Origin of the sequence: Vibrio chagasii (assembly GCA_041879415.1) — a bacterium.
In the GTDB taxonomy this organism is placed as follows: domain Bacteria; phylum Pseudomonadota; class Gammaproteobacteria; order Enterobacterales; family Vibrionaceae; genus Vibrio.
This window is the reverse complement of record CP090851.1, coordinates 1,397,775-1,423,231: the sequence shown is the minus strand read 5'-3', so window position 1 is coordinate 1,423,231 and position 25,457 is coordinate 1,397,775. Positions and strand designations below refer to the sequence as shown.

18 protein-coding genes are annotated in these 25,457 nt (G+C 42.7%); 14 read left to right on the top strand and 4 right to left on the bottom strand.

The window, feature by feature from the left end:
* Nucleotides 1-6: 6 nt before the first annotated feature.
* On the bottom strand, nucleotides 7-1,266 hold the full coding sequence (locus tag L0991_06335) for an adenylosuccinate synthase (GenBank protein XGB63686.1): 1,260 nt from the start codon (nucleotides 1,264-1,266) through the stop codon (nucleotides 7-9).
* A gap of 373 nt (nucleotides 1,267-1,639) precedes the next feature.
* Here L0991_06335 and L0991_06330 point away from each other — a divergent pair, with 373 nt between their 5' ends.
* The 9 genes from L0991_06330 (at nucleotide 1,640) to L0991_06290 (ending at nucleotide 15,762) form a co-directional block, all read left to right on the top strand.
* Nucleotides 1,640-2,554, top strand: coding sequence for a LysR family transcriptional regulator (locus L0991_06330; GenBank protein XGB63685.1), 915 nt, complete (start codon nucleotides 1,640-1,642; stop codon nucleotides 2,552-2,554).
* A gap of 222 nt (nucleotides 2,555-2,776) precedes the next feature.
* Complete coding sequence (gene dmeF / locus L0991_06325) at nucleotides 2,777-3,763, top strand: CDF family Co(II)/Ni(II) efflux transporter DmeF (GenBank protein XGB63684.1); 987 nt, start codon at nucleotides 2,777-2,779, stop codon at nucleotides 3,761-3,763.
* Nucleotides 3,741-4,157 carry a MarR family transcriptional regulator gene (locus L0991_06320; GenBank protein ID XGB63683.1) on the top strand — a complete coding sequence of 139 codons (417 nt, stop codon included), beginning with the start codon at nucleotides 3,741-3,743 and terminating at the stop codon, nucleotides 4,155-4,157. The genes dmeF and L0991_06320 overlap by 23 nt, the downstream gene beginning before the upstream one ends.
* Nucleotides 4,158-4,831: 674 nt before the next feature.
* Nucleotides 4,832-6,241: a hypothetical protein gene (locus L0991_06315; GenBank protein XGB63682.1), complete on the top strand. Its 1,410-nt coding sequence runs from the start codon at nucleotides 4,832-4,834 to the stop codon at nucleotides 6,239-6,241.
* 559 nt (nucleotides 6,242-6,800) lie between these two features.
* The gene (locus L0991_06310) at nucleotides 6,801-8,510 is read left to right on the top strand and encodes a methyl-accepting chemotaxis protein (protein XGB63859.1); all 1,710 of its coding nucleotides are present in this window, start codon (nucleotides 6,801-6,803) and stop codon (nucleotides 8,508-8,510) included.
* A 239-nt stretch (nucleotides 8,511-8,749) separates the two neighbouring features.
* A complete protein-coding gene (locus tag L0991_06305; protein ID XGB63681.1) occupies nucleotides 8,750-9,745 on the top strand; it encodes a DHH family phosphoesterase in 996 nt (331 codons plus the stop codon).
* A 452-nt stretch (nucleotides 9,746-10,197) separates the two neighbouring features.
* Nucleotides 10,198-12,387, top strand: coding sequence for a glycosyl hydrolase family 18 protein (locus L0991_06300; GenBank protein ID XGB63680.1), 2,190 nt, complete (start codon nucleotides 10,198-10,200; stop codon nucleotides 12,385-12,387).
* 246 nt (nucleotides 12,388-12,633) lie between these two features.
* Complete coding sequence (locus L0991_06295; protein ID XGB63679.1) at nucleotides 12,634-13,554, top strand: LysR family transcriptional regulator; 921 nt, start codon at nucleotides 12,634-12,636, stop codon at nucleotides 13,552-13,554.
* A gap of 180 nt (nucleotides 13,555-13,734) precedes the next feature.
* Nucleotides 13,735-15,762: a TonB-dependent receptor gene (locus L0991_06290; protein XGB63678.1), complete on the top strand. Its 2,028-nt coding sequence runs from the start codon at nucleotides 13,735-13,737 to the stop codon at nucleotides 15,760-15,762.
* A gap of 117 nt (nucleotides 15,763-15,879) precedes the next feature.
* Here the strand turns inward: L0991_06290 and L0991_06285 are convergent, their stop codons facing one another.
* On the bottom strand, nucleotides 15,880-16,623 hold the full coding sequence (locus L0991_06285) for a class I SAM-dependent methyltransferase (GenBank protein ID XGB63677.1): 744 nt from the start codon (nucleotides 16,621-16,623) through the stop codon (nucleotides 15,880-15,882).
* Between the two features lie 151 nt (nucleotides 16,624-16,774).
* Nucleotides 16,775-18,097: a sensor domain-containing diguanylate cyclase gene (locus tag L0991_06280; GenBank protein XGB63676.1), complete on the bottom strand. Its 1,323-nt coding sequence runs from the start codon at nucleotides 18,095-18,097 to the stop codon at nucleotides 16,775-16,777.
* A 187-nt stretch (nucleotides 18,098-18,284) separates the two neighbouring features.
* On the opposite strand from L0991_06280, the gene L0991_06275 reads away from it, so the two are divergent.
* The gene (locus L0991_06275; GenBank protein ID XGB63675.1) at nucleotides 18,285-18,743 is read left to right on the top strand and encodes a GNAT family N-acetyltransferase; all 459 of its coding nucleotides are present in this window, start codon (nucleotides 18,285-18,287) and stop codon (nucleotides 18,741-18,743) included.
* A gap of 686 nt (nucleotides 18,744-19,429) precedes the next feature.
* On the opposite strand, the gene L0991_06270 is transcribed toward L0991_06275, so the two are convergent.
* Complete coding sequence (locus L0991_06270) at nucleotides 19,430-21,148, bottom strand: S8 family peptidase (GenBank protein ID XGB63674.1); 1,719 nt, start codon at nucleotides 21,146-21,148, stop codon at nucleotides 19,430-19,432.
* Between the two features lie 440 nt (nucleotides 21,149-21,588).
* Between L0991_06270 and L0991_06265 the strand changes: the two genes are divergently transcribed.
* The 4 genes from L0991_06265 to sbcD all read left to right on the top strand — a co-directional run bounded on the left by L0991_06265 (nucleotide 21,589) and on the right by sbcD (nucleotide 25,457).
* Nucleotides 21,589-22,185: a LysE/ArgO family amino acid transporter gene (locus L0991_06265; GenBank protein ID XGB63673.1), complete on the top strand. Its 597-nt coding sequence runs from the start codon at nucleotides 21,589-21,591 to the stop codon at nucleotides 22,183-22,185.
* A gap of 110 nt (nucleotides 22,186-22,295) precedes the next feature.
* On the top strand, nucleotides 22,296-22,952 hold the full coding sequence (locus tag L0991_06260; protein XGB63672.1) for a glutathione S-transferase family protein: 657 nt from the start codon (nucleotides 22,296-22,298) through the stop codon (nucleotides 22,950-22,952).
* Nucleotides 22,953-23,437: 485 nt separating this feature from the next.
* Nucleotides 23,438-24,016, top strand: a complete 579-nt coding sequence (locus L0991_06255) for a porin family protein (GenBank protein XGB63671.1) — start codon at nucleotides 23,438-23,440, stop codon at nucleotides 24,014-24,016.
* A 187-nt stretch (nucleotides 24,017-24,203) separates the two neighbouring features.
* Entirely contained in the window at nucleotides 24,204-25,457 is a 1,254-nt protein-coding gene (gene sbcD / locus L0991_06250; GenBank protein XGB63670.1) for an exonuclease subunit SbcD, read from the top strand.

The following is a 25,457-nucleotide window of genomic DNA, read 5'->3' as shown; positions in this document are numbered from 1 at the left end:
ACTTGTCTAAGCTCGAATGATCATTTGGTCGCGTTCTGGACCAACCGATACCATGACAATTGGCACGCCCATCAGTTCTTCAATGCGAGTAACATAATCCTGCGCAGCTTGAGGAAGGCTTTCAAAAGTGCGACAACCCGTGATGTCCTCATCCCAGCCCGCCATGTCTTCATAAACTGGCTTTAGCTCAGCCGTTTGTGGCCAAATTGGGTTTTCGCTGTGCTCACCTGCGTATGCAGTACAGATCTTCAACTCTGCCAAACCAGATAAGCAATCAATCTTAGTTAGAGCGATTTCTGTCGCTGCTTGCAGTTCAACACCGTTGCGTGTTGCTACAGCATCGAAGTAACCCATATCACGTGGGCGACCTGTAGTAGCACCGTATTCGTTAGAGCTCTCCCGGAAGCTATCTTGTTCTTCCATTGCAGTAACCAGAGTACCTGTACCGACTGATGAGCTGAATGCCTTAGCAACAGCAATAACACGCTCAGGGCGAAGGGCAGGTAAGCCACTACCAATACCCGCATAAGCTGCCGTTACGTTTGATGATGTTGTCCAAGGGTATTCACCGTAAACCAAGTCGCGCCCTGCACCGAGTTGAGCCTCAAACAGTAGGTTTGCGTCTTGTGCTTGAAGGGCTTTAAGAGGCTCGGTTACGTTACAAATGAACGGACGCCAAGCTTTCGTCACTTCAAGTAGCCATTCAGCCATTTCTGAAGCGGTCTGAGTAAAGTCACATTGAGGATAAAGGGCTTTCAGTTGAGGCATCTTCCAATCAAGCATGAATTGAATGCGCTGCTCTAGAACCTCTGGTTGATTTAGCCAACCCACAAGGATGCCTTTTTTCATCACGCGATCGCCGTATGCTGGCGCAATACCTTGGCGAGTTGAGCCGTAAGCGGCATCACCTAAGCGCTCTTCTTCAAGCGTATCTTCCAGCGCATGCAGTGGTAGGCACAGTGTAGCGCGATCAGAAATAGCAAGTTTAACGTCAACATTTGCTGCTTGAACTTCTGCGATCTCTTCGCTTAATGCAGCAGGGCTAATCACCATGCCAGGGCCAAGTACAGCTGTACAGTCAGGGTTAAAAATACCGCTAGGAAGTTGGTGCAGTTTGAATGTACCGAAGTCGTTAACTACGGTATGGCCTGCATTGTTTCCGCCTTGGAAACGAATGCTTGCAGATGCTTCTGCTGCTAAAAAATCGACGATGCGGCCTTTGCCTTCATCACCCCAGTTTGCACCCACAACAACGATAGATGGCATAAGTTTATCTCCTGACTGATTGAGAAATCATGTTAGTGCTGCATTGTAGATAAGAGAAATTAATTATCTTTATTATCTTGATAAGGATTCCATATAGCTCTAAAGTCTTAATCATAAGCGAGATTCCCTATCACGTTCGTTCCTCACTGTAGGGAATGACGAAGTGGGGCCCTTGTATTCAAGAGTGACGCTAACTCGATTTGTTAGCGTCATTCCAGAACCGAGGGACGAGGTATCAGGAATCTTTAACCACAAGCGAGATTTCCTATCACGTTCGTTCCTTACCGTAGAATGACGGAGCAGTGGGACTGTGAAATAGAGAGTGACGCGTTTTTAGTGCCGAACAATTGGAAGTAACACAAGAGAGAAGACGATGCTTGATATCAATTTGTTGAACACGTTTGTGACATTAGCTGAACACAAACATTTCGGTAAGGCGGCTAACGCCCTTCATATGACGCAGCCAAATGTAAGCTTGCATCTAAAGCAACTTGAACAGCTAACACGTATCAAGCTCATAGAAAGAAGCCCATTTCAGCTAACTCAAGCGGGCGAAAGACTATTAGAAACGAGTAAAAGAACCTTGCTTGAGTTACAGGTATGTCAGGCTGATCTTAATGCGATTAATGACCTCAAAATCGGCACGCTAACCATTGCGGTTAGTGACATTATCTCTCGATTTCTATTGATTCGTCCTTTCCAGAAGTTCAAAGCGCAGTACCCGGGCATCGATCTCACCTTGCTTAATACCACCTCATCTCAAGCATCCAGTTTGGTAAAGAATGCCAAGGCAGACCTAGGTTTTGTGATTGCGAAAGAGCAGCATAACGAGTCCCTTTATTTTACCAAGCTGCAAGAGCTTTCATGGTGTGCTCTGGGAGATGGTTTAGAGTCTCAAGGTTCTGATATTTCGAAGGATAATGACACTCAGAATGATGAAGTCGAGCCTGAACTGACCTTAATTCTACTGGGTCACGATACAAGAACTCGAGACTTTATCGACGAAGGACTTCCTAGTCTGAATCTTCCTAACTACAGAGTGATGGAAGTTGGCAGTGTTGACGCACAAATTGACTGGGCTGAAGCGGGATTTGGCGTTGCCATCATTCCTGAATTCGCTATATCAACTAAGCCACACCTAAAGTCGAAAGTTACACCACTACTTAACTTCTCTAGCACCAGTCTTGGTTACATTGTGAGGCAGAATCAAGTGTTGTCGAAAGCCACAAAGCAGCTATTGGGTTGGGTGAATGATGAGATTACATTACTCCAGAAAAGCGTTGATTAGCTTATCAAGATAGCTCGCATAGCATTCTATAGAAGAATCCAAGCCCACTATATGTGGGCTTTTTTGTCGCTGCCATATACGTCACGGGAAATACCGCATTGACAATGTTTGATTATCAAACTAAATTTAGCGATATTAATTTGATGGTCAAACTACTTGTCTGTCAAAGTAGTTTGAATGATCTGTTACATCGACTTTGAGCATAAGACTAAGGACACCATTTTGAGCTTTACAACCCATCACCAACACAACTTCTCTTCGCATAACAGCCAAGGTGAAAAGCGCACTTTCTATGTCCTGCTACTGACTGTCACTACCATGTTTATCGAAATCATTGCAGGTACTGTTTATGGCTCGATGGCATTGCTTGCAGATGGTTGGCACATGGGGACGCACGCAGCAGCGTTTGGCATCACTTTGTTTGCTTATCGCTATGCAAGAAAACATGCTGATAGTGCTCGTTTCTCTTTTGGTACAGGTAAAGTGAGTGTGCTAGGGGGCTACACCAGCGCTATTGCTTTGGGTATTGTGGCTCTGTTGATGCTGGTGGAATCGATACATCGATTGTTCAACCCTCAAGCCATTCAATTTAATGAAGCGATTATCGTCGCTTGTATTGGTCTTATGGTGAATGTCGTAAGCATGTTTTTGTTGGGAGACCACCATCACGACCACCATCACGACCATGATCATGGACACGCTCACGGGCATTCGCATGGTCATTCACATAGTCATGAAGATACTCATCATCATAGTCACACTGGCGACCATCATGATCACAATCTACGCGCTGCATACATGCACGTTTTGGCGGATACGTTAACGTCGTTACTTGCAATTGTGGCACTGCTGTTTGGTAAGTTTTATGGTTGGAACTGGTTAGATGCAGTGATGGGGATGGTAGGCGCGCTGGTTATTGCTAAGTGGACTATGAACCTTATGAAACAGACGAGCCCAATCTTACTCGATGAAAATATCCACCAGGAATACCGTGATTCGGTGATCGAAATGTTATCGCCTTATGCTTCCGTGACAGATTTTCATATGTGGAAGGTGAGTGGTCATCATTATTCAGCAGCGATTACTCTTGAATCAATCAGTGATAAATCCGTTTCTGAATATAAACAAATGCTCGCCAAGTTTGATAAGATAAATCATCTTACTCTTGAAGTGCACTCAAACGGCCATGCAAAACATAGAACAGCTTAACCAAATATTGACTGAGTTCTACGATAAAATGTCTTCGTGGGAGCAATCCGTTGTTAAAGAAACGGGTTACTCGCTTGCGCAGGTCCATACGATTGAAGTGTTGGGCATGCATGGCGCATTGAGAATGAAAGAGCTTGCCGAAAAGCTTGGTATTACAACAGGCACACTTACTGTTCAAATTGAGAAGTTAGTTAAGGCAGAGTTGATTGAACGCCATGAACACCCAACCGATCGCCGAGCAATTGTGGTTGCTTTGACTGATGAAGGGCAAAAGATCCACGTTCACCATAACCAACTTCACCTAAATCTCGTAAACGAGTTAACCCAAGGCATAGAAGAACAAGACAAAGCGGTGCTATTGAAGTGCTTAAGCCAAATGGTGAAAGCTTTTTAACACGCGGCAGGTTACCAGCTCGTATCCAAGGGTGAGGGGGCAATACTTCCTTTCAGACTATGAATGGTTAACACATAAAACGGACCTACTTAATCAGTAGGTCCTTTTTTTTTGCAAATAAATGCGAATGTTTATTTGTTGTTAAGTTACCCTGATTTGTTAACAAATAATTAAACATTCACTTCGATTATCTATATCTCTTAATTTAAGAAACAATAGATCGTTAAATAGGGTCATTGACCACAAAGTAAAATAGATTCTCGATTTTCACGCCTACAATTGAACAGTATTCATAATTTTCTGTATAAATCTTAAATAATCATCCAATTCTAAGTCATTGAGCAACATAGCTATTCAGTGATAGATAGCGAAATAATAAAGAAGAATATTATTTTCTAATCACTGGTTATCTAGTTTGAACATGATGTTTCTTATTTGAATCTATCAGTCTTACAAATGAGAATGGTTGAATTATGTTCGTATTTATTCTTTACACAAATATGACTTTGTCAGATTATCGTTAGCAATTGAACGGTGTTTTATTGTTGGTGTGCACGACTTGGTATTGCATGCTGGCGGTCGAAGACTTGTCCGAAGGACCTATAAATTCTAAGAAGAAATATAACCATTACTCTCGTCATGGCTCGATTTTTTACGATTAAGGAAAAGTAAATATGAATTTTATGCAAGCGACATCATTACTAGTCATGGGTTTATCTGTAACTGCCTGTGGGGGTGGTGGGGGATCATCTAGCCCAAGTACTGCGGGGTCTTCACCGTCAACAGTTACCGTTACACCAAAGCCGAAAACAGTAGTGACATCGACAGCCAATGGCGCTTCAAAGGCGGCTGTTCCAGCGTTAGTCGGACAAACCGCAGATATTATTCCAATGAATAATAATATGATTCATGTTGTTTACTCGTTGTTACGCGTTCAAGATCTTCAAAGAGGAAATCAAATAGGCGATAATACAAAGGCTTATATCGATAATTCCACAACTCTTGATTTGACAGGATTGGATATTCCACTAGTAAATATAGATATGCCGAGTCCAACCCTAATTGAGCTTCCTGCTTTTCACTGCTATGAAACCAATAACCTAGCCGTAAAAAAAGAAGGTAGAGAATTGTATATCGATGGTGTGATATCAGAATATGAAGCTTTAATAAAAAATGGAGCGGGAAATAACGTCACAGCATCATGTACTAATAACAAATTGAATGAGTACTCTTTCAAAAATACGGTGGTTAACGAAGATTTAATTGTTGAGTCAATCGACTCGGTATCTTATGAAGACTCGGTGACTTCAAATACAGTTTTTCTGCCGACATACCAATTCTCTGCTCTTGTGTATGAACAGCGACTAAAAAGCAATTTTGGTAACGCTTGGGCGTTTATGCAAAACGAGCACATTAATAGCGCAGCCAAAGAATTGGGTAACCATTTATTCGTATCGAGCTTAAGAACGATCGACTTGGATATTAGCGGTCTAACGAGTGAAGCATTAATCGATTTCGAAAGTTTAGATAAAGTGCAGCTACTTAACGGTGCAATTTGGGGCATGCCAGGGCAGGGTGTTGCTGACCAACGCTGGTGTAAGATCGTTAACTTACCAGCTAACTCTAATGCAGATACACTTAAATACCAGGCGGTAATTGCGACCAATTGTGCACGCTCAACAAAACGTTGGTGTAATACATTGAATCCTAGCGACATTGCATTCAATGCCGCACCACCGGTTGCTTGGAGTGATTCAACTGCTGCTGCAGCGCAACTCACGGCTGACGCAGAGAAAATACAGTTCGTAAACTCTGGTTCGAAATATCAATCTTTACTTTCCAATGTATCTAGCGTGGCTTCATACTCTGCTATAACACCTCTATTTGGTTATGGCGATCCTGTAGACACAAACGCATATGGTCAAAGCAACAATGCAGGTTTAAGTTCACAAGCAGGTCGTACTGCATCGTGCCAAGCAATGATGAACCCAAGCCACACCGAGATGGGTTTAGGTTATGCTCATCACTTAATACTGAACTCAAACTATTCGCTACACAGCTTTTGGACTCAAACGTTTAACTAAATGCGCTAGTGGACATTGAGAGGCGCATGAGCCCTTGAATCAGAATACTTAGGGCCAGCAGACCTTAATTACAAAGCCGACAGTTGATGTCGGCTTTTTGCGATTTGGTGAGTGGTTACGACGCTCATTGATTAGTGACTTATTTATTTAAATGAAGCACTTACCACTTGGAACTCATCTAAACAAAAGGGTCGATTAGAAAATCTACAGACCCCTTTATTTTAAAGGTGTCAGGGCTGTTTTTAACGTTTGTATCAAACATGAGAAACCTTTGTATCCCAATTTTATAATCTTGCTAATGTACATCGTACCAATTTGTGTTATTGATAATTTTAACTTTAGTGAGCGCTCTCATTTGCATTTTCAATGAGAGATATAGAGGCAAAACAGCCTCTGTAAAGCGCCCATTATTGGTAAAAAGATAAAAATAACGAAATAGCATGGGCGAGATAACACAGTCAAACGCCCAGCCTTAGATACCTAAATTTAGTAAAGACGAGTCACATCTATGGATATAAAGAAAAAGCTCTATTCATTGGGAATGTTTTCCATTTTCGGCATGATTTCATTGCTGTTTACCACCTCGCAATTCGCAGATACAACTGCTCAAATGAGCGAAGCCAAACAAATCACTAAAGAGCTGGAAGTTCGCCTGCTTAATCTTCGCCGTAATGAGAAAGACTTCTTGTTGCGAAATGATATGAAATATCTTGATAAGTTCGACGTAAACTACAATAAATTTTTGGCTTCCGAATCACAACTCAATGTGGTTCTGAACGATTTGGGTTTAGTTAACAGCACACACTTACGTGAAGACATCGAAGCTTACCACACGAGTTTTGTAGAGTTGGTCAAGGCGACGGAAGTCTATGGACTGGCGAGAGACAAAGGCTTATTAGGGCAGTTTCATGAAGTGTTAGACCGTATGAGTGTAGCCGCAAGTCCAGAGCAAAAAGTTGAGCTTTATCTTTTTAACGACCTGATTGAAAAGGGCACCTTTGATCCGAGCATGCTGTCATCAAGTTCCAGTGCTTTGTTACAAACAGCAAAGCAAGTGGTCGAGCAAAAACGACTGATTGGCTTGAAGCACAATGAAGGCCTGCTTGGTCAAGCGCGTGCGGGTTCTCACGTGATTGAAACTCAGTTTAAAGAGTTTTCAGCCGTACTGGACCAAGAAACTCAAAAGGAGATGGACAAACTATCGCTGATCAACAACATCCTTTGCGTCACATTACTTGTGTCAATTATTTTATTCAGCTGGTTAATTGTTCGCTCTATCATTGGCAAAATTGAATCACTGCTTTCGGTGATCCGTAATATTGTCGATTCCAACGATGTGTCGATTCGTTCGCATCTTGATGGTAAAGACGAGTTGAGCACACTAGGCCAATACTTCAATCAGTTGCTCGACCAACTTGAAGGCCTGATTTCTGCCTCTCAATCTAAGTCTCTACAACTGACTCAAAGTACCTCTAACATGCACGACGAGCTTGAGTCGGTAATCAAACAGTTTGAAGTTCAAGCCAACCACACTTCAACCATGACAACATCCGTTCAAGAGATGGTATTAACGATTGGTGAAATTTCAGAAAGCACTTCGGTTGCTGCAGAAGGCGTTCAACAAGCGAAAGTGAATGCAGACAAAGGGCGTGAAGTGGTGGTCGATACCATCAACAACATTACTCAGTTGTCAGAACGTCTATCAAGCAGCCAAGATTCAATCAGCTCACTGAACCATCATGTTGATCAAATCGGTGACGCGGTCAACATCATCCAAGGTATTGCTGAACAAACCAACCTACTAGCATTGAACGCTGCAATTGAAGCAGCACGTGCCGGTGAGCAAGGGCGTGGCTTCGCCGTTGTTGCGGATGAAGTACGCGCACTAGCAAGCAGAACACATCAGTCGACGACAGAGATAACCTCGGTGGTAAGTGCGATTCAAAGCCAGATGCAAGCATCGATGACTGAAATTGGCGAGTGTAACCAACAAGGCCAGCTCACGCTTAAAGATTCAGAAGAGCTCGATGCTAGCCTACAGCTTATTTTAAGCGACATGCAGAGCATTCAAGGTAACTCTGAACGCATTGCGTCTGCAATAGAAGAGCAGGGTGCTGTGATGGCACAAGTGAGTGATTCCATCACGGAACTCAATGCCATCTCACACGATAACAATGCCTCAGCACAGCATTGTTTAGTTGAAGTAGACAAAGTAGCAGAGCAAGCCCATGAAATGGATAAAGCAGTCGCACAGTTCAAAACGTCCTAATTAAGCACCAAAATAACTAAAACCAAAGGCGCAGATTGTCTGCGCCTTTTTTGTATTTGAAAGGTATGGACAAATGCGAAGATAGAGGGTTAAGAATAAGGCATTCCAAATCGGACTTAAGTATCTATGAAATAAGGTTAAAATAAACATCGTCTATTAAGCTAAGTTATACCTTCACGATACAAGCTATACACATTGCTTTATCGTGGATGGCTGAATCTCACGGGAAGAGGAACAAAATGCATTACGACGTATTCAACGGAGATGCAGATGGCATCATCGCATTGCTTCAACTGCGCCTACATGAGCCTAAAGAGAGCACTTTAATCACGGGGGTGAAACGCGATATCAAGCTGGTCTCGCAGGTTGTTACCCAACTAACGGAACATAATCCCCAAAGTGATGTTACATCGGTGACTGTTTTAGATGTGTCGATGGAGAAAAATCTACCCGCATTACAATCACTGCTTGCTGATGAGATTACTGTCTTTTACTGCGATCATCACCGTACAGGGGACATCCCAAAGTCTGATTACCTTGAGACTCTCATTAATACAGCGCCGGAATGTTGCACAAGTCTTTTGATCAACCAAAAACTCAAGGGAGAATATGTAGCGTGGGCAATAGCAGCTGCGTTTGGTGATAATTTAAAAGCGGTGGCTGCACGATTAGCGCTAACAAATGGGTTTGACCAACCTCAAACTGACTTTTTGGAAGAACTAGGCACGCTAATCAACTATAACGGCTATGGCGCGTCACTGAGTGATCTGCACTTTTCACCAACTGAGCTTTACCAAGCGCTTTATCAATATTCGAACCCATTCGATCTCTTGGATGATAAAGATTCCGTGTTTTATCAACTTCGTGCCGCTTATAAAACGGACAACCAACAATTATCAAACCTTACTCCGATCTATGAGAGCGAAGTCGCGCGCGTGTTCGAATTGCCTGCAGAGACTTGGGCTAGACGAATCAGTGGCGTGTTTAGCAATGAAATAGTGAATCAAGACCCAGCTCGAGCACAAGCGGTGTTAACAAAAAACACTGATGCTCAGTCTTATACTGTGAGCCTAAGAGCGCCTTTATCAAACAGAGTTGGCGCAGATGAAATTTGTTCGAGTTTTGATACTGGGGGCGGAAGGAAAGCCGCTGCAGGAATAAATTCGCTGAAAGAAGTGGATAAGTTGAGCCTTATTGAACGAATAGAGAGCTATTATTCAGGCCATTCAAAATAATTGTGATGTTATATTTTTGTTGATTTATTAGTGTAGAAATTTATATGTGGGGTTTAATTGGGCTTGTACGTCCAATTAAGCCACTTACAGATTTTGGTGACATCACTCGCAAAATAAAAAAGCCTTAAATATCATGATCTTTAGAGCTTTTATTCAGTTCTGTCAACGATGTTTATCCGTATGTAATGCTTAATTTTACTCGTGAATTAACGGTGTTTAATATATTTGCATGGTCAATATAAACTAATAAAAAAGAGCGTATTTCGCATTTTAATTTGAATGAAAAGTCAAAATCATATTGATTCTAATATTCAATCTGTGACTTAAAATCACAAGTTAAATCAAAGGTCGTTATTTCCTATAAATTCCATTACTTCTCTATAAATATTCATGATTAAAATGAATTGGTTCGGTTGTGATTGGCACAGCTGTTAAGTAAGGAAGTGGGACTAATGTTAAAACGTAAAGCTCTACAATTAGCAGTATCAGTCGGCATGGCGGCCATGTCGGGAGCGGTTTATGCAAATGGATCTGACATGACGAATCCAGATTCAGGAGTCGTGGTAGGTTATTGGCACAATTGGTGTGATGGCGGAGGTTATCAAGGTGGTAATGCACCTTGCGTGACATTGGATGAAGTGAACCCGATGTACAACATCGTGAATGTATCATTCATGAAAGTGTACGATGTAGCGGATGGTCGAATCCCAACTTTTAAACTGGACCCAACGGTTGGGCTTTCAGAAGAACAATTTATTGACCAAATCTCAGAACTCAACAAGCAAGGACGCTCTGTACTGTTGGCTTTGGGTGGTGCAGATGCACACGTAGAGTTAGAAACAGGTGATGAAAGAGCCTTTGCTGATGAGATCATTCGTCTCACGGAGCGCTATGGCTTTGATGGTCTAGACATCGACCTTGAACAAGCGGCCGTCACTGCTGCAAACAACCAAACCGTTATTCCAGATGCGCTGAAGCTCGTGAAAGATCACTACCGCGCAGAAGGCAAAAACTTCCTTATTACTATGGCGCCAGAGTTCCCGTACCTAACGACGGGTGGTAAGTATGTTCCTTACATCGATAACTTGGAAGGTTACTACGATTGGATCAACCCGCAGTTTTATAACCAAGGTGGCGACGGCATCTGGGTTGACGGTGTAGGCTGGATTGCTCAAAACAACGATGAGCTAAAAGAAGAGTTCATTTACTACATCTCTGACTCTCTAATCAACGGTACCCGTGGTTTCCACAAGATCCCACACGATAAGCTTGTGTTTGGTATCCCTTCGAGCATTGATGCTGCGGCAACCGGTTTTGTGAAAGAGCCACAAGACCTATATGACGCGTTCGATAGTTTAACTGCTCAAGGTCAGCCTTTACGCGGTGTAATGACATGGTCTATCAACTGGGATATGGGCACCAACAAAGCTGGACAAGCATACAACGAACAATTCATTAAAGACTACGGTCCATTTGTTCACGGCCAAGTGACACCGCCACCGGTTGAAGGTGAGCCTGTGTTGAAAGGTGTTGAGAATACACGTGTTCTTCACGGCTCTGTTTTTGACCCGATGGAAGGCGTGACAGCAACAGATAAAGAAGATGGCGATTTAACCTCATCAATTGATGTTGAAGGTTATGTCGAGACCAGTGTTATTGGAACTTATGTGCTGACTTACCGCGTAAAAGACAGCGACAACAATGAAACAACCAAGGCAAGAACGGTAGAAGTTTACAGCCAAAAACCTGTTTTCGATGGCGTGTCGGATACTACTGTAGTGCTTGGCAATGCATTCGACCCAATGGCGGGTGTAACAGCGAATGATGCTGAAGACGGTGACCTAACAAGTTCAATTACACACACTGGTAGTGTTGATGTGAATGAGATAGGTAACTACACGCTTGTTTACCGAGTAACAGATAGTGCAAATCAAACCGTTACAGCTGAACGTAAAGTGACTGTGACCGACGGTTCAAACTGCGCAGCAGCATGGGATGCGAATACAGTTTATGTCGAAGGTGACCAAGTATCTCATGATGGAGCAACTTGGGTGGCGGGTTGGTACACTCGTGGTGAAGAGCCGGGAACAACAGGTGAGTGGGGCGTTTGGAAGAAAGCTTCAGACAGTTCATGTGGTGGTAACCCAGGTCCAGGTGGTGACGTAGAACTGAGCGTCTCTGGTCTGCAGTCTGAATACATTTTGGATAATGGCGATGTACGTATCCAGTTCACATTGGAGTCGAATGAAGCGCTTGATGTAATCGCAAAGGTGATTAATAGCACGGGCTCTGTGGTTGAACAGACCAACGTCAACCTAACTGATAGCCGCACGGTTACGATGGACCTGTATGATATTACAGAAGGTCAGTACAAGCTTGAAGTGGTTGGAACTGCGACAGATGGCGAAGTGGTGATGGTGGATAACTCGTTCTCAGTAAAAGAAGAGGGTGGAACAACACCTCCTCCGGGTAACTACCCTCCGTATGCAGCTGGTACTAACTACGAAGCAGGCGACATCGTGGTAGGTAGCGACAATGGTTTGTACGAATGTAAACCTTGGCCTTACACGGCGTGGTGTGCAAGTGCTTCGTATGCACCTGGCGATAGCCAATACTGGCAAGATGCGTGGATTAAACTTTAATCCTATAAAGAAAATGGGCTACGAAACGTAGTTTTAAAGTGAATGAAGGGAGAGGCTATATGCCTCTCTTTTTTATTGATGATACAGAACGACTATTCGTTCAAGCTCGATCGATATTACTTACGTAGCTAAAGACGTCAGTTAATTTTGCTTAAGATCAAAATAAGAGTGATTATCAATTGTATTACTTAGCGTGTAATAGCACTATTCGACTTCTGAATTTTCAAATTTGTGAATATTTAAATAATGAATCTTGCGCAAGTCGATCTCAACCTATTAGTTATCCTCAAACACCTTCTCGAAGAAAAGCATGTCTCAAACACAGCCTTAGCGTTGGACATGAGTCAACCTACGGTCAGTCGCTCGCTTCAAAAACTACGAACCGTGTTTAATGATGATCTGTTAGTAAGGGCGGCTTATGGCTACGAGCTAACACCAAAAGCAGAAGCCATTAAGCAAGATCTAAACTCAGTGCTTACTCGTTTAGAGAAGTTAGTTCATGGTGATGTTTTTGAACCACAAACGAGTGATAGCACTGTACGTTTCTTCGGTTTGGTGCCACAGGTTTCGCATTTATTACCTAAAGTAGTCGCAGAGATCCGCAAACAAGCACCAAATATGGTCGTTGATATCGATTCTATTCCTAAGCGTCATTTCGAGCCCTTGCTGTCCGGTGACGCGCACTTTGTGTTATCGACTCATGAGCCGCTAAGTTCAGAGCAAAACCTGTATCGAATGTTCGTGATTAGCCGTGATTATCGTTTGTTAATGAGCAAGGACCATCCGTTGGCTGATAAAGAGATCACGGTCGATGACTTGTTGAATAGCCAGCTCGGGCAGATTTCACTCCAAGGCGATAAGAAGCTTTCGATTGAAAATCGATTCAAAGATCTCGGTTTAATTGATAAGCAGCGTCAGCTATCGATTCCGATTCAATTGTCTAATTTCAATATTGCAGCGGATATAGCAGAGACGACAGACATCATTTTTCACCTACCGACGCCTTTCGCGTCTCAAGCTGCAAAACAGCGTAACTTGGTCTGTAAAAGGGTACCTAAGGCAATAAGAAGTGCGTCTGAAGATGTGTATTTGTATTGGCATAAACGTTTTCATAATGATCCAATGTGTCGTTGGATACGCGAATTGTTCAAAGAGTTGTACACCTAATGCATTGAGGTTGTGAATGTATGTGCGAGCTCCTCGTCAAAATGAATATAGATTTAATCCTTATGTGAATGTTGAATAGCGATAATCAGTTTTTGGTATGAAACTTTCGTTGATTAGAGTGGTGATTGGCTATTTAATGCAAACCATTATCATTACCAATCACATATAAGAATGAATATCATGTCTGAGAGCTCCCTTTTTATTCGTAAGCCTTTATCGATCGCAGTCGCTGTTATTTGTACGTCACTTCCAGCTAGTGTTTTGGCTGAAGAAGAAACGCAGGCAACCGATGAGCAAATGGTTGTTACCGCCACTCGTACAGAGATGGCGCTGAAACAAGCTCCAGCGTCTATGTCTGTTATTACTGCTCAAGATATTGAAGACAGCCCGGGCATCACTTTGGCTGACATAGTTGCCGATTCGACGAGTGTTGAGTCTGACTTTGATAGCACACGAGCAGGGCGCCAAATGATCTCTATTCGTGGTATGGATTCTGACTACACGCTTATCATGGTGAATGGTCGTCGCTTAAGTTCGGCAAGTGCCATCATCCGCGGTAACGACTTCGACCTTTCTACTATCCCTGTTGAGTCAATCGAACGTGTTGAAATCATCCGTGGCCCAATGTCAGCACTTTACGGCTCAGATGGTATGGGCGGCACCATCAACATCATCACCAAGGCTCCAGTCAATGAGTGGAGCTCGACATTGAGCATGGATACCTCATCACCAATGGATGGCAATGGCGGGCAGGAGCAATCTGTAGGTCTAACGACTTCAGGTGCTTTGATTGAAGATGAGTTGTTTGCCCGCTTTTCTATTAACCAAACCAGTCGTGATGCATGGCAGCCATACTCAGGCATTCATTCTTCAGGTCACGACAGAGAGGACGTTACGGCACTAGAAGGTCGTGATACTTTGAGCCTATTAGGCACATTGACTTGGCATGCAACAGATAATCAAACTTTAGATTTAGATTTTGGTTACAGCGACGACCAACGTGATGGTTTGGCTGAATATGCCACAGGTGCAAATCCAATTGATAGTAAGGTTGTGCGTAACAGCCAAGCGATAACACACAGTGGCTTTTGGAGCTGGGGTGATACACAAGTTCGCTACTCGCGTGAAAATGTAACAGACAGTGACGCGGCTGATTTAGGCAATAACTACAGCAGTGATGTCGAAGAGTTGACCCAAATTGTCGAAGCTTCGGCTACGACTTATCTGGGTGAAAATCACACAGTCACGTTTGGTATGGATTACCAGTTAAGTGAGCTCACAAACAAAGAAAACTTAGCTAACGGCACGTCGGAGGCTTACCAAGGTGCATTGTTTATTCAAGATCAATGGCTGATGACGGATCAACTAACAGCGACAATTGGTGGCCGTCTAGATAAACACGAACTATACGGCGAAGAGTTTAGCCCTCGTGTGTACCTAGTTCACCAAACAACGAATGACTTAATCATCAAAGGTGGTGTGGGTAAGGCGTTCAAAGCACCAACATTAACTCAAAATCAGGCCGACTACACAGTTAACAGCTGTAAAGGCGTATGTGATTTACATGGTAATGAAGATCTTAAACCAGAAACCAGTTTGAACTATGAGATCGCTGCAATTTACAGTCAGCCTCGTTGGAATGTTGAAGGTGCCTTGTTCCGTAATGAAATCAATGACCTAATTGAGCGTGATGAAACCTACTGTGAGAACGGTGGAATGTTTGAGTCTGGTAAAGGATGTGCTGATAGTTCAAGCTCAACGGGTTATGTAAATGGTAAGCGTACTTACACAAACGTGTCAGAGGCTGTAGTTCAAGGTGCAGAGCTTACTGGTCAATTCCAGATCACGGACGAGTGGGGCATTTCTGGTAACTACACCTTCCTAGACACAGAAGACAAATCAACGGGTGAAGAGTTGCTAGAGCGCTACAAGCATTCAGGTTTGGTTAAACTTAGCTGGAATCCAACCTACGATCTGAATACCTTTATTAGTGCACGTTACCGTGGTGAACGTAATATCGAAACGGACCTAACACAAGACGCGTACACAACGTTGAACATCGGTACGGTTTACAACGTGAATGATTCGGTGCGACTACGAGCAGGTATCACAAACTTGACTGACGAAGCGGTATCTCAAGAGCTTGAAAATATGGGCTATGTTGAAGAACCACGTACTTACTACGTAGGCATGACGGCTGACTTCTAATCAATCTGATTTGATAAGTAAATCACCATAAAGTAAAGAACCCACATGACGTAACGTTTGTGGGTTCTTTTGATCTAGGCACTTTGTCGTGAGCGCTAACGTTGTACGAGAAGTAAACTAGCTTTTCACACACGCAATGAGTGCATTACCTGAATGTGTATCCCAAGGTAAAAGCTTGTCATAGTCAAGTTCAAAGATATGAACCTCAAAGTAGGTTTTCAATATCTCAATCAACTCTCTAAATGAGAACGCCACCATAGGGTGTTCGTCATTCCAGACCTGAGTCTCACCAGCCGTAGTTTTCTCGATGCTGAGCTTCAATGCCTGCTTGTCGCCTTCACCCGAGTAATACCAGCCTGAACGGAAGGTAAAATCGTCCTGTTCTTGATTGGTAGTATGACGAACAAACAGATCATTACTGATCTTATCTTTGTCGACCACGTTAAAGCAGAACACGCCACCTTGATTTAAGGCTTTGTGAACGCTTGCGATGCACTCTTTTAACTTCTCGATACCATCGTTGTAGTGGATCGAATACAAAAAACAAGTGATGAGGTCGAACGGTTCTGACACTTCGAAATTACTCATGTTTTGTACAGAAAAGTTAGCTTCAGGACAGCGAACTTGAGCAATGTCTAGCATGGGTTGGTTCAGGTCAAGCCCGTTACTTTGATAGCCATAATCGATAAAGTGACGAACGTGTGGACCAGTACCACACCCAAGATCTAGGTGAGTTTTTCCTTCATTTCCAAAAATCTGATGTAGCCTACGAACGCAGTGACTCTGCGCTTTGTAGTCAATATCAACACACATTAAATCATAGTAACCGGATAGGTCGGTATAGAGCGCGTTGGCGGACATGTTTGCCTGCAGCATTTGCTGAAAAAATTGGGGTGGCGCATAGTAAACTAGAACTTGAAAATAACAAGAAAATCTTAATTAAATTTATCTATTTATACTGTCTAGATTCTTCGGGTAAGAGTGGAAGTCTGAAGTGGGGCGTTCTAGATCATTAGCTAGGTTCTACACAAGCGCCTTCAGGGTTTAATGACACTCTGTCTTTACCATTAGCTTTCGCTTTATAAAGCGCTTCATCCGTTACTCTGATGAGCGTGTTGAGGGAGCGAGTGGTACGAACGACACAGCTGTCGGTAATACCAATACTGACGCTTGTTTTGAATTTTTTCCGGTTAAAACCGATAAACTGATGGTTTCGAAATTCTTCACAGATACGTTCACCTACAATTCTTGCTTGAGACTCTGCCGTAGACAGTGCGGTTGCGTGGCATGTAACAGATTTTGGGAAGAACACGATAAACTCTTCACCACCCCAGCGGCCAACAACGCCATTTAGAGCTTTGACATGCTTCTTGATGATGGCTGCGAGTGTTCGAATGACAGTGTCACCGACGCTATGTCCAAATTGGTCGTTCACGTTTTTGAAGTCATCAATATCGAGTAGCAAGCAAGACATATTAGTTTGGGCGTTGGTCGGTTTTTTTAGCCAGTCATAAACCGCCTGACGAGTTAATACCTGCGTAAGGTCATCGTGAAGTGCACGATGAATTAACTCTTTTTCTAGTGCGACTTTACTAGTGACATCTTCGACCACTACTTGAATTGCTTTTTCACCTTCCCAATAGATGATGTTGTCGTAAATATTGAAGTATTTTTTGCTTCCATCAAGGCAACGGTTTTTGACCACTGAACTAAAACTCGGAGTGTGACCGGCCATAATACTCTGGCTACGTTTTAGCGCGCTGACTCGATTGTCGGGCGGGATGATTGAGATAACAGAGTCCATAGCTAGCACTTGCTCTATTGAATCAGCTCCCTGCATTTCGACCCAAGCCTGGTTAACCATTAGTGGTTTGAAGTTCTGATGAATGAGTACACCTTGTTTCGAACTCTTCAGTAGAGTGCGATACATGTGGTCTTTCTCTTGGTGTTTACGTTCAGAGGCAACTACAGATGTGATATCGATGATCATGACTCGAAGAGCAGGGCGGTCATTGAGTTTAATAACGTGCGCTAGGCTAAATAGGGATAGAGTACGCCCATTGATAGGTACGTCCTTATACAGTTTGCCTTTCTGAAGCTGGCCTTTAATGGCTGTGAGGTAACGTTCACGAAGAGCGCCATGGTAACTCTCTGGTACCATGGAATAAACGAAATCGACATTCTTTAATAGCGACTCTCGGTCATCGTAACCAAATAGGGTCGCTATATTATCGTCGACATCAATGACCTGATGATCCTGGAGGGTAATGTAGCCTTGGGCAGAATCGAAGTTCTGGCAAGGTAAGGCTGTCGTTAAGTCTAATTGGATACTCATATCGGTCTGATCAATTAATCTCTACCGTAAAATGGTGCTTTGCATTAATTTGGGTATATCGCTGATAGACACGGTAAATACAGCGAGACTCTATATGCAAAGTATGATATTCATCATTTAACTACACTAGCGTAATTTTACTGAATGGAAAACGGATTAAAATTTTATTAAGGATAATTAAAGCGTTATGAAAATAAAAATTGATGATTTGTCAGGCGGAGAGGTAATTCGGCTATTAGAAGAGCACTTAGCGGACATGTATGCAACGTCGCCACCAGAAAGCGTGCATGCACTCGATCTTGATGCTTTGAGATCACCAGAGATTACGTTTTTCAGTGCATGGAAAGACAGTCAATTATTGGGTTGTGTGGCTATTAAAGAGTTGGATGCCCAAAATGCCGAGCTTAAATCGATGCGAACTTCTCAGTTTGCTCGTAATACCGGAGTGGCGAGCAAACTCTTGCAGCACGTTCTGGATACTGCTTCTAACCGCCAATATCAAAGAATAAGCTTGGAAACAGGTTCTGAGGAATACTTCAAGCCTGCGCGCAATCTATACGAGAAGTTTGGCTTTGGATACTGTGAACCCTTTGCGGATTATGAATTAGATCCTTACAGCCAGTTTATGAGTATCGAATTGCGCTAAATATGGCCTAGTAGAATTACACCGTATAAAGAGATTCCCTATCACGTTCGTCCCTCACTGTAGGGAATGACGAATAAAACATTCACGTTATTTCCTCTCGTTATTCCAGAACCGAGGGGCGAAGTGTCTTGAATCTCTTACCGCAAAGCGAGATTCCCTATCACGTTCGTCCCTCACTGTAGGGAATGACGAATAAAGCATTCGTGTTATTTCCTCGCGTCATGCCAAAATAGAGGAGCGAGGTGTCTGGAATCTTTTATTGCACAGTGAGGTTCCTTATCTCGTTCGTTCCTCACCATAGGGAATGACGAATACAACACTCTTACTATTTCTTGTCGTCATTCCAGAACCGAGGAACGAGGTAACTGGAATCTGTTACCACAAAGCTAGACTCCTTGTTACGTTCGTTCCTCACTGTAGGGAACGACGAATACAACCCCTTACTATTTCTTGTCGTCATTCCAGAGCTGAGGAGCGAGGTATCCGGAATCTTTTATCGCACAGTGAGGCTCCTTATCACGTTTGTTCCTCACTATAGGGAATGACGAATACAAAATTCACGCTATTTCCTCCCGTCATTCCAGAATCGAGGAACGAGGTATCTGGAATCTCTTTTGCTGCACTAAAAAACAAAAAGGTTGCTCTGAGCAACCTTTCTTCTTAATGAATCAATAGATAGGATAGCGTTAGCGTGTTTCTAACTCTGTGAATATCGCTTCAGCGTCAACCACGCTTCCGGAAATCGATAGGGTGGTGAAAGGCACTAAATCTGTCGGGCTAGAAGGCTTTTTAACAAGCAATTCTGGATAGGCTTTTGATTCGTTCATTAATAGCGATTTCAGCTCTTTCACTGTTAGATCAGGGTAACGAGACCATACTAATGCCGCGATACCCGAAACTACAGGTGCTGCCATGCTAGTGCCACTTTTCGAACCGTAAGTGTTACCCGGTGTTGTTGATAATATGCGATATCCAGGAGCAAATACATCGACTGACTCTTGACCGAAGTTACTGAAGCTTGCGACTAAACTTTGATCTGCGTATTTTGCAGATGCACCTACATCTAACCATGTTGAGATAGGCTTTGAACGGTAGTGCTTAGCATAGCGGTTAGGAAAGCTTGGTTTGATGTCGTTGTCGTTACGGCTATTACCCGCAGAGTGAACAATCAGCACACCTTTATGAGCGGCATAGCGGAATGCATGGTCAACGATGTACTTGCGAGGTGAGTAGCTTTTACCAAAACTCATGTTAATGATCTTTGCGCCATTATCGACAGCGTAACGAACAGCGTTGGCAATGTCTTTGTCTCGCTCATCCCCATTTGGCACCATACGCACTGCCATTATCTGAGCATGGTCCGCAACACCATCGATACCAATAAAGTTGCCGCGTTCAGCAGCGATGATACCAGCTACGTGAGTGCCGTGAGAGCCAACAGGCCCCTTAACATCGTTGTTACCGTAGCCTTTTTCCCAAGGGTTATTGATGTCATCTAGAACAATGTCGCGACGAGTATCGAGATCAAGATTTAAATGGAAGTCTAAAGAGTCTTGATAGCGGCTACGGCGAGATTCCAAATATTCAAATGAGTACCAAGATTCAAATAGGTTAAGAAGACCTTGCGCCGCTGCAACAACGCTAGCGTTTTCGTTATCTAATAGCGTTTTTAAACCATTAGTCGAAAAGTCTTTCTGATCAACGTATTGTAGAATCTCTTCTTTGTATTCGTTGGCTTGGTCAATCGCTGTAGTGACACGATTTAACACATCTTGGTCGTCTTTTAAAGAGGAGAGGTAGTCAGACTCTACGCCTTCATAGTACTTACGCTTTTTACGCGGAATCCAATGTCCATTTTCTTTAAGTTTCAGGTATTTCTTGTATTCTCGTGTGACCTCTAATGTATCTTGATCAACGTTAATTCCTAAAGAGTTTCCGAGAAAGTTCCATCCGTGAATATCATCGATGTAACCATTGCCGTCATCATCAATACCGTTATCTGGGATCTCGCCTTTGTTCGTCCAAAGTTTGTTTTTGAGGTCTTCATGTTCCACATCAACGCCCGAATCAAGCACAGCCACGATCACTGGCTCTGGCTTTAGTGGTGGCATAAGGTAGTCATATACCACGTCAGAACCTACGCCTTGAAGCCTTGTGTAGCTCGCAGATAGATTGAACCAATCGCCGCGCTGTGAATCAGCAGAGCTCATCATTCTCATTGAGAACAAAGATGGTTGAATGGTTTGCTTAGAGTAATCTTCAACAATCGTACCTTTTACGTCTTGTATGAAAGGTGAATTGACAATCTGCGGTGTAACGCCGTCTTCTTTAACTGTTGAAGCGGTGGCGTGTGCGGAAGCTATGATAGCTAAAGCGAGAGTAGTAAGTCGGTATCCGTGTTTCATCTGTGTTGCGTCCTTATAGTTATGTGACTAACTGGCTTGTATAAGGCTATGTCTAAGCACATAAAGCCAGTCGATAGAGCGGGAAAAGCCCGTTCAAAAAACTGTCAAAAGGTAATATGCAATTAGATTTCTATCATTCGCTTGGTCAATGAAATGGTATTGAGATCTCACTGTGATCGATTTTTAAGGTTGAAAGTTTGAGCTAAATTCTATTAATAAAAACAATATTTATAAAATGAATTTGGTGGATAAATTTACTTTAAAATCAATTGATTATTTTGTTATTTATTAAGCTAGAGCTTAGATGATGAAGTCAGAAAGGCAGGGGTATGACTCAATGCATCCCCCCTCGGCTATTGGGCTGCTTGTTAACAAGACGCATAAATCAGATAATATTTACACGAACGACTTTAGCTATTAACTAGAAATAACCACTTATCATGACGACTTATTTTGCCGGTTTCTCCCTTGGACTTTCGCTGATACTTGCGATAGGTTCTCAAAATGCTTTTGTACTCAAGCAAGGCTTAAAGAACCAACATGTTTTGGTCATTTGTACTGTGTGTGCTGTCTCTGATGCGTTGCTGATTAGTTTTGGCGTCACAGGCTTCGGAGCTATTGTTCAGCAGTTTCCTCAAATCGAACTGATTGCTCGTTATGGTGGGGCAATGTTTTTGGGCGTGTATTCATTTTTAAGTTTCCGCTCGGCATTCACTGAAAATCATGCGCTAGAGGCGACTGCGCAAGCCAATGATTCACTAATCAAAGCTGCAGCCATGTGCTTAGCTTTTACTTGGTTAAACCCACACGTCTATCTAGACACCGTGGTGCTATTAGGCTCCATCTCCACGCAATATCAACCTAATCAGATGTTATTTGGAGCCGGAGCGGTATCGGCTTCTTTTGTGTTCTTCTTTTCTCTTGGCTTTGGTGCGCGTTTCTTGGCTCCGATGTTTAAGAACCCGCGAGCCTGGAAGGTATTGGAATTTGTTGTGGGTGTAATAATGGCATCTATAGCAATTTCTTTAATCGTTTAAGTGGCTACATTTCTTAATTTTTAGAAAAATAGAATTAGACTTCGTCTTTTGTTGATGACGCTCGTCTTAGGGATGTAAATACAAATTAATGACCTGATACGGAGTCAACAATGATTAAACTGATTAGCTTTAAAAACTGCCCATTCGTTCAACGTGTAATGGGGGCTCTAGTTATGAAAAAAGTGCCGTTTGAAATCGAATACATAGAGCTTAACAACAAGCCACAGTGGTTTTTGGATATTTCTCCAAATGGTCAAGTGCCTGTGCTAGTGACTGAAGATGACACCGTATTATTTGAATCTGATGCGATTGTTGAATACCTTGACGATAAATACGCACCTATTGAAGAGGTAACAGCCGAGCAAAAAGCATTGGACCGAGCATGGTCATATCAAGCGAGCAAACATTACATGCCACAATGCGGAACGATGGGAAGTAAAGACAAAGATACGTTTGATAAGCGTTTGGCAAATCTTCAAAAAGCGTTTCTTAAAGCTGAAAATAAATTAGGCGATACACAGTTCTTTAAAGGTAATTACATTTCAAATGTCGATATCGCTTGGCTACCACTATTACACCGTGCATCGGTGATAAAAGAACGTTCAGGTTTTGATATGTTAGAAGGTTTTCCTAAAGTGCAAGCGTGGCAGAGCGCTTTGATTAAGTCGGGCTTAACGGAGAAAACGGTACCTCAAGATTTTGTGGAAAAGTTTAGTGGCTTCTATTTAACGAATACCTATTTGGCAAGCCTTGCTGAAGCTCATTAATATTACATTCACTATTTTAAATATATTTTAATAGTGTTTCGTTCTGAATAATTTGAAAGGATAAATTAAAGCTCACTCTATTAAAAAATAGCGTGAGCTTTTTTGTTTTCCAGAAAGGGGAGTATTAAGTAATAGCTAGAATATACAAACCACTCTATATGATTGAATTTTCTATAAATAACTGATTTATATTTGTTTTATGATAATTGATACAATGCTAATACTATGAATTTTACTCATCTTTAAGGTTTTGATCTATTTTGTCTCATAAATAAGACTCTATAAAATTTATGAATTATTCGCTTGGTGAATGAAAATTGTCGTGATAATTTCCCAATCACTTCGCAAATGAACAGTGTTTTATTGTTTATTAGAAGTCGCTTGAATAATTTATTTTAAACAGTATCGCAACCGTTGGAATAGTGTCGGAAACCTATTAATAGTTGATGAACGGTGCTGTGGGACAAACTAAAAAGGGTATTTTCATGCTTAAATCAACATTTCTATTAGGCCTAGTTGGCTTGGTTTCACTTCCTACTTTTGCTGCTGGTATTGAGGGCGGTCCATACATTGGTGCTGGCCTTGGTGTATATCAAGATTCAGACACGGACGGTGGCGCTAATTTAGATTCTGACGGCATGGGTTACAACCTTTACGGCGGTTATCAGTTCAACCGTATTGTCGGTATCGAACTAGGCTATACGGACTACGCTGATTATGAGTTATTTGGTCAAAAGAAGCTTTCACCAACGTCTCTCTCAGTAGCTGCGAATGTTGGTTACACTTTCGATAACTCAATCCGTCCATTTGTACTAGCGGGTTTAAGCTACGTAGATTTGAACTCGAGCAACAGTGCTTTCTATGGTGATGACTCCGGCGCAGGCTTCCACTTCGGTGTTGGTGTTGAATACACGCCAGTAGAGAACCTAACACTTCGTCTGATCTCCCAAGCTGACGCCGTGAACGTTGAAAACTTCGCTTATATTAACGGTAATAAAGTACGTCTAAGCAGCCGAGACGTAGCATTTAGCACAGTAACACTGGGTGCTTCTTACAATTTCTAACGCCTGTTGAGATCTGAAATTGTTTATAGTTGATACGAAAGCCGCTCTGATTATGAGCGGCTTTTTTGTAGCTATAACCCATGATGCGTTCATGTGTAAAATTAGTTGCTTTTCACAAGCTTATAAAAGGGAATTGTATGGGCGATTTTGGTAGATTATAGGTATTACCGACTTCCAGTGAGCAGCAATGAAGATTCTTCACACGTCCGATTGGCATCTTGGCCAAAACTTCTACAACAAAAGCCGTAAGAATGAACATGAACGTTTCTTACAATGGTTACTTGAGCAAGTTACTGAACATGACATCGATGCGATCATCGTTGCTGGTGACATTTTCGATACCAGTACGCCACCAAGTTACGCTCGTGAGATGTATAACAAGTTTGTCGTCGATTCGAACAAGATTGGCTGTCAATTGATACTGCTAGGCGGAAACCACGATTCCGTTTCGGTTCTCAAAGAGACACAACAGCTGCTCAAATACATGGGGGCTGACGTCATCCCAAATACCAACGAAGATCATGCGACTCAGGTTGTTGAACTCAAGGGTAAAAAGGGCGATGTAGAAGCGCTGGTGTGTGCCATTCCTTTTATCCGCCCACGTGATGTGTTGACCAGTCAAGCCGGTGTTTCTGGCGTAGAGCGTCAAAAACAGCTTGGCGATGCCATCAAGCAGCACTACCAAAGTGTTTATGAAGCGGCGGTCGCTAAGCGCGCTAACTATGAAAACAATGAACACATGCCGATTATTGCTACGGGACACCTTACTGCGATGGGCGTTCAACAGTCAGATTCTGTACGTGATATTTACGTTGGTAACCTAGATGGCTTTGCTGCGGATGGTTTCCCAGATGCTGACTACATTGCTCTTGGTCATATTCATCGTCCTCAAGTGGTGGCTAAGCGTGAATACATTCGTTATTCCGGTTCTCCAATCCCACTGAGCTTTGATGAGCTTAAATCTCAGAAGCAGGTGTGCGTGGTTGAGTTTTCTGAAGGCAAACGAACGATTTCTCAATTAGCCGTTCCAACTTTCCAACCGTTGGCGGAAATTAAAGGCGACTTGAGCGAGATAGAATCTCAACTGAATCAATATATTGGTTTGGTTGACGAACAAAGCGTGTGGTTGTCGATAGAGGTTCAGGCTCAAGATTACCTATCTGATCTACAAGAACGTATGCGTGCATTGACTGAAGGCTTGAATGTGGAAGTACTTCAACTGCGCCGTGCAAGAGAGCGTCGCAACCAAGCGTTGGAGCAAGAATCAGCAGAAACTCTGTCTGAACTTAGCCCAATGGACGTGTTTACCAAGCGTATTGCCTTAGAAGAGTTCGAAACTGAATCTGAAAAAGCGCGTTTAGAGCGAATGACGGTGAAGTTTAAGCAAGTCATGGTCGAAGTGTCTGAAAGCGCTCAAGCAACAAACAAAGTAGAAGAGTAA